This window comes from Akkermansia sp. UBA7090 (assembly GCF_002493465.1).
Taxonomy (GTDB): Bacteria; Verrucomicrobiota; Verrucomicrobiia; order Verrucomicrobiales; family Akkermansiaceae; genus Akkermansia; species Akkermansia muciniphila_A.
Map to the genome: position 1 here is coordinate 150,524 of NZ_DKYW01000019.1, position 10,772 is coordinate 161,295.

Consider the following 10,772-nt stretch of genomic DNA (forward strand, 5'->3'; position numbering starts at 1 on the left):
GCACCTTCAATTCATGGAGCGCAGGGCGGCGCGTATCAGCGCGTCCACATCCGCATCCGGATGCTCCTTCAGGTGGGCGGCAATCGCCTTGCGGGATTCCGTCTGCTTGAACCCGAGCGCAATCAACGCCAATTCCGCGTCCCCGGCGGCCTGGGAAGTAGCGCCCTGGGCCTGGGCCTCCCACGTGGCGGCCAGGCCCACCTTATCTTTCAGCTCCAGAACGATGCGCTCCGCCGTCTTCTTGCCCACCCCCTTGGCCCGCGCAATGCCGGAAACGTCTCCGCCCACAACCGCCTGCTTGAACTGCTCCACGGACAGGGACCCCAAAATGGCAATCGCCGTGGCCGGGCCGATTCCGGAAACGCGCTCAATCAGCAGCAGGAAGATATCCCTCTCCGCATCCGTGGCAAAACCATACAGCACCTGCATATTCTCCCGGACATGCAGGTAGGTCTTCAGCGTCAGCTCCCTGCCGGGAAGGGGATTCAGCCTGTCAAACGTGGACAGGGGAACAATCACTTCATACCCCACCCCATGAACATCCAGGATCAACCGCTGGGGATACGATTCCGCCACCGTGCCGCGCAGAAAAGCTATCATGCCCTTAACGTGACACAATCCGGCCCGCGCGCAAGCCAAAAACGCATCCGCCGGAACTGCTTCCGTCATCTTTTCTGGAGCACATGCAGCCTGACGTGTTCCAGATCCTCCCGGTGGTAAAAGCAGCGCACGCGCAGCCCGCGGGCTGTTTTCATCCGGCACCTGTATTCACGCAACAACCCTTTTTTCACCAGCCTGTAAACATAGCTGCGGACGACTCCCAGCATGCTGACGGCCCCGGCCATATCCATATAACACGGGGGAACGCGGCGGCGCACGGGCTCCCGGCCGGCAAAAACCCGGTCCACATCCAGCCGCCGCCAGTACAGGGCCAGGGAACCCGTGCCCTTGCGGACTACCCGGAAACGGACGCCGTGGCGGTGCAGATACTGGCGCGCGGCAGACGCGCTGCAGCCGAGCCGGGCCGCGACGGCGGACGTCTCCACAAAGGCGCTGCCTGCCTCCGTATAAGGCTGCCCGGACCTGGGATTCGTTCCGCGGCGGCGGATTTTGACATGCTCAGGGAAGCTCAATTTGGGATTGCTGATATATTCACGCCCTCCCACGCCGATGAATGTTTTCTTGAAACGGTATATCATGACTAACGGGTTTTCATATTGGAGTTACGAAGCTTCATGCAGCCGTTCCGCACGAAACTCTAACATATTTTGGAGATTCCAAAAATGCATTGAGTTTAAGAATGTTCAACATTTTTCTTTGTTTTTCTGTTTTTTACATTCATGCTAAACTCATTTCACCGCAATATATGCCCGGAGACCGTACCGGCCAATCATGTGAAAAGGGCCTACGCGCCAATCGGGAAACTTATCCCCCTAAATTTTTTCAGGCTCTTAAGCCTTTCCTCCCTATGAACAAAAGAAACTGGAGAAAAATCTCGCCTCCATCCTTTTTTCAGGCGTTCCTTTCCGATGCCGCAAATCTTCTGGGAACAACTTCTTTCTCCTCCTGATTCCGCCATGCGGCTTCCCCAAAAACGGTTCATTTCCGGCAAAAGGCCTGAAAAAGAGCCATGAAAAGCTCTCCTGCTTTCATTAACCGCTGACGATAAGCACCTTCATTCCAGCCCCCCCCCGTTTCCCTATCCGCGTTTTTTCCTATATTCCCCCCGCCATGGCAACCGGCCCCAACAAAAAAACCCGGCTTCCTTGCGGAAAGCCGGGTATGAAAAAAATGCCTCAGGGAAGAAGTTTGGCCGGGCGCCCTTCAAAAATCCCGCGCTGGGGAACGAAAATACGGTCATTGGGCTGGATGGGAATCGCCCTGTCCTTAATGGAAAAGTAATCATACGTCACGGTTTTTCCGCCGCGCGTCACCTGCACGTACCGGGAACCCCAGTCCGTGATATCGCCGGCGCCCACAATCGCTTCCAGAAGCGTCATGCCGCGCCGCCATAAAACATTCTTTTTCATCGCCACGCCGCCGCTGACCAGAACGATGTGTTCCGTCAGCCGCGCATCAGAACTCTGCACCTTCACCAGAAACGTAGGAGCCGTGTACAGCTCCGCCTTCTTATAGGCGGCCATCAGCATATCTTCAATCTGGCGCGCCGTTTTGCCTACCACGCGCAGCACATCCTGCCCCGGAGGAAGCTGGGGCATGCGTATCGTCCCGTTCCCGTCCAACAGATACTGCCCGGAAATGGCGGTAGCGTCGTCAGCGGGAATGCCGCGCACCTGGATTTCAATGGTGCCCTGGGGCGGCACGGCATCCGGAGACTGGGCGCAGACCAGCCCCGCCGAACCCAGCATAAGGCAAAGGATGGAACAAATATATTTTCTCATGGAGCAATGGGTTAATACAAATCTTCACTATCATGGGACTGGGTGGCCGCCAGTTCCTTGGCCTTTCCGGAACGTTCCGCCTTCTTCATGGAAGAGGCTTCCGCGTTCTCGCCGGAGGAAGAGCCATCCGTAGAATAGTAGGAATAGTAAGTTGTGTAATACTGATACTGGTGATCAGACGTGATGTCCACATTATTCATCACCACGCCGGCCAGATTGCCGCCCACGGACTCAATTACCTGCTTCTGCCTCAACAGGGCTTTCAGCGGCAGTTTGCGGGGCTGGACAACCATGAGAGTCATGTCCACCTCGCTCACAATGACGGCGGAGTCGCTAACCCCCAGGATGGGAGGGGAATCCACCAGCACAATGTCAAAACGTTGCTTCACTTCCTGCAGCAATTCGTTAAACTTGCGGGAATTCAAGGCGCCCGAAGGATCAAAGGGAGTGGGCCCTGCAGGCATGACATACAGGTTTTCAATGGGCGTCTGGAAAATTACTTCCTCCAGCGGATAATCTTCCAGCAGATAGGAAGTCAACCCCAGCTCATTGTCCAGCTCATAATACCGGTGAAGCTTGGAACGGCGCAGGTCGGCGTCGATCATCAGGGTGGCATATCCCCCCTGGGCGCAGATATAGGCCAGGTTGCACAGAGTGGTGGTCTTCCCTTCCCCAGCGCTGCCGGAAACAAAGGTCAGCGAAATTTCCTCCAGCCCTTTCTTGTTGAATTCGATGTTCGTCCGCAAAATGCGGTAGGCTTCCGCATCCGGCCCCATGACACCGGAAGAATGCAAAATCGGCACATTCTTGGGAATAATGCCCAGTACGGGAACCTGAAGAGCCCGTTCCACGTCTTCCATGGTCTTCACGGAAGTATCCATGAATTCCAGAAGCAGGGCCAACCCGATGCCCAGCAGCAGCCCGGCGCCCGCTCCCACCGCCAGGTTAATAGTCACATTCGGCTTGTAAGGAGCAACAGGATAGGTCGGCAGCTGATACATTTCAATCGCTTCACGGGGTACGCGCAAACGGGCAATTTCATCCTTGTACCGGGAATCCAGTTCCTTAAGCTGATCCAGCGCAGCGTCATAATCACGGCTGGCCTGTTCATACATGGGCACCTGCAGAACATGCTTCTGGAGATCTTCCTCTTTTTGGGCAACGGTCGCCTCCCAGTGCTTCCGGCTTGCGGCAACCATTTCCAGCTTGCTCTTCAGGGAAGAACGCAGGCCTATCAATTCCTTGTTCAGCTTATCCCCCAGAATTCTTTCCGTTTCCAGCAATGCCAGCATTTTGGGATGCTTGGGGCCGATATTCTGGGACTTCAGATTTTCCTTTTCCTTGAGCTTGTCGGAAAATTCGGCATAGGTCTTACGGAGAGCATCCGCCCCCACAGTCTCCGCATTCAGCAAATCGGAACTGATTACGTAATCCAGCAACTTGTCGTCGGGCAGACGCTGCAATTCCTGCACATAGGAAGCCAGTTCCTTTTCCCTCCTTTCAAAATCCATGGCCTGCGCTTTGGCGTTCCGGAATTCCTCCTCTTCCATACCGGCCGTCAGGGTGCTGCGGTGTTCGCCGTTTCTCCAGGACGTGGGCAGGTAGGAACTCTCCGCAATCAGTTTCTTGAGAGCCATCATCTTTTCATTGACGGCATCCTCCTGTTCCCGGAGGACATCCTTCAGACTTTTGATGGCAGTTTCCACCAGACGGTTCTCGCGCATTTCACGGTCCTGCTTGTACGCCTCAGGAACCGCTTTGGCGATATTCTGCACCAGTTTGGGGTCCGGACCGGACACAATAACGTCCACAAGGTCCGTGGCGCGCACGGGGGCCACCTTGATCATGCCGAACAGATTGGTCGCCGCCATTTCATCCGTCATCCCCCATTCCGCGGCAAGGTTCAGTTTCCTGGATACCACCTTAAGCACTTCGGCGGAAGTCAGCACGGAATACTGCATGGGAATGTAGTTGGCCGTCACATTGGAAGTGGCAACTACGTCCCCCCCTCTGCCGATATCCATCACAGGTTTGGGCAGTTTAATCTGGAACTGGCTGGTCGCCCGGTAGGAAGGCGGCATCAGGAAAGTCACTACCACGGAAATGACCAGCACCAGAAGGAAGACAAGAAAGACTTCCTTCCAGCGATTTTTTAAAACCTGCAAATAGTCAATATTGCGTACGATGCGATCACTGTTCTGCTGATCCTGGGCACTCATGAAATATAGTAAGGCAGTAAGATAAAAACTCCTCTAATTGTGAATGAAAATTCGCAATTAGAGGAGTAAAGGCATTAATGGTCAGTCAAGACTTAGAAGCTGTAATTCATGCCGAAGGAGAACACATTGCGGTTGTAGGAGGGCATCGGGTAGTTATAGCCGCTGTAGGAACCGTTAGTGTAGGAATATTGGGCCGTAAGAGCCAGGGCATTCGTCAGCAGAAGCTTGATACCGGCGGTAGCATTGAAGGTCAGGTTGGACGTGTCGCTATTGCCGATGGAGCTGGGACGCGTATAATCGCTGGCAATCAGGTTCGCTCCGCAATTCAGACTGACGCGGTGCGTCAGCTTCAGCGTGCTGTGTATCCCGAAACGCCACGTTTCATTGGAGTAATAGCTGGCGCCGTTGTAAGGGATATAGGTATTCACCGCTTCGTTGGAATAGCGAACGAACGTCCCAAGCATGAAACGGTCGCTCACACGGTGGTTTAAGCCGAATTCCGCGGAAGGATAGGTTTTTGTTCCGTAATTCTCAACATATTTGAATTGCGGACCTACGCGCAGCGTGGCGGAGGTATTTTCACTCACCGCGTATTCAGCGCCGGCCATGACGAAGTTGGAAAATTCGTTGTTGCCGTATTCGCGATTACAGTAGGAACCGTTCCAGCCCAGGGAAATAGCCAGGCGTTCCGTCCACTTGTACCGGTTGGTGAAATTCATGCCGACATAATCGCGGTTATCCGTCTTGGCGGAGTCTTCCTGATAGTCGATCATGGAGAAATTGGCGCCCAGCGTTGTGGAATAACGGGAAGTCCACGCCTTGCTCACGGAACTGGAGACATATACGTAAATGTAGTCGCCATCCCGACGGGCATTGGCAATACCGTTGGAATAGTTGGGTTCCGGCTGCCACGCGAAGGAGACGGCGCCGTTATAGCGCAACGTCTGGTCAAAACTATGGGAAAGTTTGGCGGACAGCGTGGAGTTGGAAAGGGCTTCATTCGTTCCTCCATCAAGATCCTTCAGGTAAAAAATACCCCCGAGCTTGGCGGAGAAAGAATACTGGGTCACGGCATCGTAGTTGGCCAGGGAAGCGCCGATGTCCGTGCTGATGAATGCGGATTCCTGCTGGTTGTAATTGGAGGCGTTGACATTATCGTCATACCCTCCCGCCAGATTGAAGGACCACTTAAGAGGAAGGGACTCCTCCAGGCCAACCGGACCTGCCAGCGTGTACAGAGACTGCCCGTTGGCATGAACGGCAAACATGCCGGCGCCCACCAGGGAGAGATAAAAAAGGCTCTTCATGTTATTTGCTAAATAAGAATCAGGTTAATTGCCGGCAGGATTGGATACGGGCGCAGGACCGAAGGGCGTGCCGCCTATAGGAAGACCGCCCGGAAGAACCAGAGAGCCCCCGGGAACATCTTCATTAGGTCTTACCAAGCCGCGTTCCTGAGCCGTTACCCCTGTGAGGGGATTATCGGGAGTCTGCTCCGCCACGCCCACAGCAATGGAAGGAACAGCAGCGGCTACCGGAGAATTGCCCAAAGCTTTTTCAACCGCTTCCGAAATAGGAGCCACAGACACATAAGGGCGGGGCTGGGAGGAAACGGCGGAAGCAATCACATTGCGCACCTGTTCTTCCTTCACGTCCGGCCCATAACTCTGAACAGCGGCGGAAGCGACGGCAGGAGCATTGGACGGGAAAGCGCCCGCTGCCATAGACACCATAGTCCCCATCACATGATCAGACACGCCGGCCTTGACAGCTTCATTCAAAACTCCGGACACCGCCTTCATATCCAGAGCGCCAGCTTTCAGGCCAGCCTGAACAATATCCGCCATTTTCTTCATAAAAGCCTTTTCAACAGCGGAGGCTTTAACCGAATCAGCAGCCGGAGCGGCTGCCGGAGAAGCAGTTTGCTGAGCTACACAGGGAAGAGCGCCCGCAAACGCAAGTGCCAGCGCACTAAGCGCCGCCTTTGTCATAAACCTGGCTTTCATAAAGGAAGTATTTAGCAGGTGAATTTAATAAAAAGATGGAGCGGGTAACGGGAATCGAACCCGTATAATCAGCTTGGAAGGCTGGAGCTTTACCATTAAGCTATACCCGCGCAACGGACGTATTATGTTCAAATCACGGAATAAGACAAGTTTTTTTTCATTACTGCGTTAAAATAACAAAAAAGAGGACACGTTTTTTCTGTGGTCTTGACATCCGGGCCTTCTGCCGCTAAATAGGCATCCGCATTTCATGCGGGCGTCGTTCAATGGTAGGACGCGAGCTTCCCAAGCTTGAGACGTGGGTTCGATTCCCATCGCCCGTACCAGTTTTATACCGCAAGTTATTGTTTATCAAGACTTGCGGTTTTTTGTTCCTTTGGAACGGCAACATACATGGCAACGCTTGGAAACAGATTTTCAAGACATTGCGCCCACAGGCAGAAAACATGCTCTATCTGCAAAGAAGCCTTTTTTCATATGAATAAAAAAGGCACGGCCGCCGCTCCCCATACGGGAACAGCCCAGGCAAAACGTCCGCGCCGGAAGCATTCGCCGCCGGCACGGCCGTGAATGACAGGGAGACGCTACCGTCCAAGAACAAATTTCCTCTGGATTTTAGCAAGAAGAAGCGCTTTGCGGATCATCGTCCGGGTTTCATTAAGAAGGTTGAGATAGAGAAGCGTCCGTCGCATATCGGAAGCATCTTCCGGACGCAGAATGATCTGCTGTTTGACGGCATCCGCAAATTCTTCATCCAGAGCGTCCATGCCTGCCAGGCATTCGTCCAGCCCGGTATAGTCATTGCTTTCCATCATTTCCCGGAAACGGGGGTAGAGGGAGGAAACACGGCTGTTCATTCCCCGCAGAAGCTCTATCCTTTCCAAATCCAGACCTTCATGGTTGTTGTCGATATAGGCATGGCTGGCCGCAGTAATATTGGAGAGGGATTCAAAAACGGAGGCAGCGTATTCCACCATCTGCACATAGCGCTTGCCGCGGTCGGCTTTCTTGTCCGGGAGTTCACGGACGACGGGCATGACTTCCATCGCCATTTTATCGCTCAGGGAACGGCGGATGCCGCGCGCTTCTTTCCGGAGTTTTTTCAGACGCTTCCGGTCCTCCACGTTCAGGGCCTCCAGATTCATTTCATAGATTTCCGCCATGCGCTTCATCAGCTCGATAATTTCCTCATTGCAACGCGCGGCGGCGGCCGGATCCCGGTAATCGGCGGTCTGCGCCTGGGACGCAGCCCGGGTTCTTTGGCGATGGAGCCTGGAACTTTTCAGAAGCAGGAAAGCCGCCAGAGAACATATGGCGATGATGCCGAAGAGGCCGCCATACAGGATGCAGGCCGCTACAATGAAGCATATGGAAAACGCGGCAAAGGCCGTGAAGAACCACCCTGAAATCACCGTAATCACCCCGGTGATGCGGTACACGGCGCTGTCCCGCCCCCAGGCCTTGTCCGCCAGGGAGGAACCCATCGCCACCATGAACGTCACATACGTGGTGGAAAGCGGAAGCCGAAGGGACGTGGCCAGAGAAATCAGCAGGGCAGCCACCGTCAAATTCACGGAAGCGCGAATGAGGTCGAAAGAAGCGCCGTTATCCGGCCCTTCCGGCACAGGCCGGAAGCGTTTTTCAATAAATTTCCCAACGCAGGCGGGCATGATTTTTTCCACGGCGCGGGAAGCATTCAGGGCATAGCGTACCGCCATGCGGGCCGGAGGGACGGAGCCGAACCGCTCTACTCCCCCGCCCTGCCTCGCCAGATTGACTTCCGTATCCGTAACGGTTTGCGCCTTTTTGGAGAACATGAGGGCCAGAACCATGATGACGCCCGCACCCAGCAGGTAACGCCAATCCGCCGTGACGGGCGCCATCAGGCCGTCCATGGACAGAGTGGAAAGGTCCGCCCCCTGCGCTGCGGCGGCAGCCGCAATTTCCATGGAAGACTGCCCCGCCATGAAAACGCCGATGAAGTTGACCAGGTCATTCCCGGCAAAGGAAAGGGCCAGCGCCATGGTGCCCGCGAGAACGGATACTTTCAGGATGTTGATTTTGCAAAGATACTGGAGCACGGCCATCAGGACGGTCCAGAATGCCAGGCTGCAGCCAACGTACAGCCAGATATGGGCGTCCAGGTGGCGAAGCATCTCCTTGGTGACCAGCGTGCTTCCCTTCAGCCCCTTGAAAATGGCAAAGTAAGTGATAGCCGTCAGGGCCGCGCCGCACCAGACGGCTCCCAGATAGTTGAAGGACTTTTGATAGTTGAAGGAGAAAATGAGGCGGGAAATCCACATAACCGTTATCCCGCAGATGAAAGCAATAAAAACGGAGGAAAAAATGCCGGAGATGATTGCCAGAGCTTTGGAGGAATTAATGTAGCCGGACAATTCCTGCGCAACGCCCGGTTCCCCGGACCAGATTTTAAAGAGGGCCGCAGCCACGGCGCCGCCCAGAAGTTCAAAAACAATGGAAACCGTAGTGGAAGTGGGAAGGCCGAACGTGTTGAAAACGTCCAGCAGGATGACATCCGTCAACATGACCGCCAGGAAGATCAGCATGATGTCATGGAAAGAAAACCGGGCCGGCATGAATACGCCGCTTCTGGCTATTTCCATCATGCCGCTGGAGAACAACGAGCCGATGATGATGCCCACAGCGGCCACCAGCACAATTGTCCTGCGCGGAGCGGCCTTGGAACCGACGGCGGAGTTCAGAAAGTTGGCGGCGTCATTGGAAACTCCGACAACGAGGTCGAAGCAGGATAACGCCAGTATCAATCCTATGATCAAGTAATAGATTGGGTCCATATGCGTAATAAACGCCCCTTTATTACAGGAGGACGCTTCCGCACGCCCGTTTTAAAACGTGAACATTTCGTTACATTTTCCACACACTTCCCCGGCCTCAAAAAAAGAGGAGAGCGGACTCATCCGCTCTCCTCCCGCTTTCGTCAAATGAACAAAAATCCTAACGGTCTATATGGAGGATATTTCCGTCAGGGGCAATCAGCACATCATAATCATCACGGCTGTCCTCCACTTCCACCTTGTAACGGACAAGTTCTCCTTCAGTAATTTTTTTCGCTTCCTTAATCCGGCACCCCGGATAACGCTTCAAAACGGACGAACGAACGGCTTCCGGAAGAGAGGAAACAGCCATTTCTTCCTTAATCCGCACAATTTTCCCATCAGGGGCAATCTTCACGTCAAACTGGAATCCGTTAATTTTGAATTCGGCTTCGTAAATCTTTTTCAAGCCATGCATTTCAGAGTCCCATTCAATGAAACCGGCGTTCGGATAAGCTCCCTTGATACTGGAAACGGCGGCAGCCGGAACGGAAGACTCCGGGATATCGGCCAGGGCGGAAGGCATGACCAATGCCACGGCCGCAAACAATATATTCTTATATAACTTCGTCATGTAATGATTAGACAGATATTTCCTGTCATCATTCAATATTCTTCCATTCCCCGGACATTCTGCGCAGCCTCTTTCCTGAAACCGCCTCCTGATGAAGCAATATAAAAAAGGCTCCCCGGAAAACCGGGGAGCCTTGAAGCCGATTGCCTTGTTTCAAAGAAACGGACGGGGCTTACATCATGCCCATGCCGCCCATTCCTCCCATGCCGCCCATGTCGGAAGCTCCGGAGCCGCAGCCGCAGCTCTTCTTCTCGGGCTTGTCGGCGATGACGCATTCCGTGGTAAGCAGCAGACCGGCGATGGAAGCCGCATTCTGCAGAGCGGAACGGGTCACCTTGGTCGGATCCACCACGCCGGCGGCAAGCAGGTCTTCATACTTGTCCGTGGCCACGTTGTAACCTTCGGAAGTATTCTTCATGCCTTTCACGTTGGCGACGATGAGGGCTCCTTCACGGCCGGCATTGCAGGCCAGCTGGCGGAGCGGGGCTTCCACAGCGCGATAAACGATCTGGGCGCCCGTTGCTTCATCACCTTCCAGTTTGAGGGTGTCAATGGCCTTCTGGGCGCGAATCAGCGCCACGCCGCCGCCGGGAACAATGCCTTCTTCCACCGCAGCGCGGGTAGCGTGCAGGGCGTCGTCCACACGGGCCTTCTTTTCCTTCATTTCCGTTTCCGTCGCGGCGCCCACATGAATGACGGCCACGCCGCCGGCCAGC

Annotated in this window: 9 protein-coding genes and 2 tRNA genes; 1 reads left to right on the forward strand and 10 read right to left on the reverse strand. The window is 54.5% G+C overall.

Annotation, left to right across the window (positions count from 1 at the left end; genetic code table 11):
- Window positions 1–6: 6 nt before the first annotated feature.
- The 7 genes from ruvA to B3075_RS07415 all read right to left on the reverse strand — a co-directional run bounded on the left by ruvA (window position 7) and on the right by B3075_RS07415 (window position 6,737).
- Window positions 7–600 (reverse strand): Holliday junction branch migration protein RuvA, encoded by a 594-nt coding sequence (gene ruvA / locus B3075_RS07385; protein ID WP_094135403.1) that lies wholly within the window; start codon window positions 598–600, stop codon window positions 7–9.
- Window positions 601–665: 65 nt separating this feature from the next.
- The gene (locus B3075_RS07390; RefSeq protein ID WP_290489124.1) at window positions 666–1,199 is read right to left on the reverse strand and encodes a hypothetical protein; all 534 of its coding nucleotides are present in this window, start codon (window positions 1,197–1,199) and stop codon (window positions 666–668) included.
- Window positions 1,200–1,796: 597 nt separating this feature from the next.
- On the reverse strand, window positions 1,797–2,402 hold the full coding sequence (locus tag B3075_RS07395) for a polysaccharide biosynthesis/export family protein (protein ID WP_094135364.1): 606 nt from the start codon (window positions 2,400–2,402) through the stop codon (window positions 1,797–1,799).
- A gap of 11 nt (window positions 2,403–2,413) precedes the next feature.
- Window positions 2,414–4,621: a polysaccharide biosynthesis tyrosine autokinase gene (locus B3075_RS07400; RefSeq protein ID WP_094135365.1), complete on the reverse strand. Its 2,208-nt coding sequence runs from the start codon at window positions 4,619–4,621 to the stop codon at window positions 2,414–2,416.
- A 92-nt stretch (window positions 4,622–4,713) separates the two neighbouring features.
- Window positions 4,714–5,928 (reverse strand): hypothetical protein, encoded by a 1,215-nt coding sequence (locus B3075_RS07405; protein WP_290489122.1) that lies wholly within the window; start codon window positions 5,926–5,928, stop codon window positions 4,714–4,716.
- A 24-nt stretch (window positions 5,929–5,952) separates the two neighbouring features.
- The gene (locus B3075_RS07410) at window positions 5,953–6,477 is read right to left on the reverse strand and encodes a hypothetical protein (protein WP_290489121.1); all 525 of its coding nucleotides are present in this window, start codon (window positions 6,475–6,477) and stop codon (window positions 5,953–5,955) included.
- Window positions 6,478–6,663: 186 nt separating this feature from the next.
- Window positions 6,664–6,737 (reverse strand) — tRNA-Gly (locus tag B3075_RS07415).
- Between the two features lie 142 nt (window positions 6,738–6,879).
- Here B3075_RS07415 and B3075_RS07420 point away from each other — a divergent pair.
- Window positions 6,880–6,953, forward strand: a tRNA-Gly gene (locus B3075_RS07420).
- Between the two features lie 258 nt (window positions 6,954–7,211).
- Here the strand turns inward: B3075_RS07420 and B3075_RS07425 are convergent.
- The 3 genes from B3075_RS07425 to B3075_RS07435 all read right to left on the reverse strand — a co-directional run.
- Window positions 7,212–9,443 (reverse strand): inorganic phosphate transporter, encoded by a 2,232-nt coding sequence (locus B3075_RS07425; RefSeq protein WP_290489119.1) that lies wholly within the window; start codon window positions 9,441–9,443, stop codon window positions 7,212–7,214.
- A gap of 160 nt (window positions 9,444–9,603) precedes the next feature.
- Window positions 9,604–10,056 carry a PepSY-like domain-containing protein gene (locus tag B3075_RS07430; RefSeq protein WP_290489117.1) on the reverse strand — a complete coding sequence of 151 codons (453 nt, stop codon included), beginning with the start codon at window positions 10,054–10,056 and terminating at the stop codon, window positions 9,604–9,606.
- Between the two features lie 172 nt (window positions 10,057–10,228).
- Window positions 10,229–10,772 (reverse strand): TCP-1/cpn60 chaperonin family protein (locus tag B3075_RS07435; RefSeq protein ID WP_290489116.1); only part of this gene is annotated, 544 nt, incomplete at its 5' end.

Excerpts from the sequence above, each read along its gene's own strand:
- ruvA (WP_094135403.1), bottom strand. The coding sequence starts at position 600 with ATGATAGCTTTTCTGCGCGGCACGGTGGCGGAATCGTATCCCCAGCGG.
- B3075_RS07390 (WP_290489124.1), bottom strand. The coding sequence starts at position 1,199 with ATGATATACCGTTTCAAGAAAACATTCATCGGCGTGGGAGGGCGTGAA.
- B3075_RS07395 (WP_094135364.1), bottom strand. The coding sequence starts at position 2,402 with ATGAGAAAATATATTTGTTCCATCCTTTGCCTTATGCTGGGTTCGGCG.
- B3075_RS07400 (WP_094135365.1), bottom strand. The coding sequence starts at position 4,621 with ATGAGTGCCCAGGATCAGCAGAACAGTGATCGCATCGTACGCAATATT.
- B3075_RS07405 (WP_290489122.1), bottom strand. The coding sequence starts at position 5,928 with ATGAAGAGCCTTTTTTATCTCTCCCTGGTGGGCGCCGGCATGTTTGCC.
- B3075_RS07410 (WP_290489121.1), bottom strand. The coding sequence starts at position 6,477 with ATGAAGAAAATGGCGGATATTGTTCAGGCTGGCCTGAAAGCTGGCGCT.
- B3075_RS07425 (WP_290489119.1), bottom strand. The coding sequence starts at position 9,443 with ATGGACCCAATCTATTACTTGATCATAGGATTGATACTGGCGTTATCC.
- B3075_RS07430 (WP_290489117.1), bottom strand. The coding sequence starts at position 10,056 with ATGACGAAGTTATATAAGAATATATTGTTTGCGGCCGTGGCATTGGTC.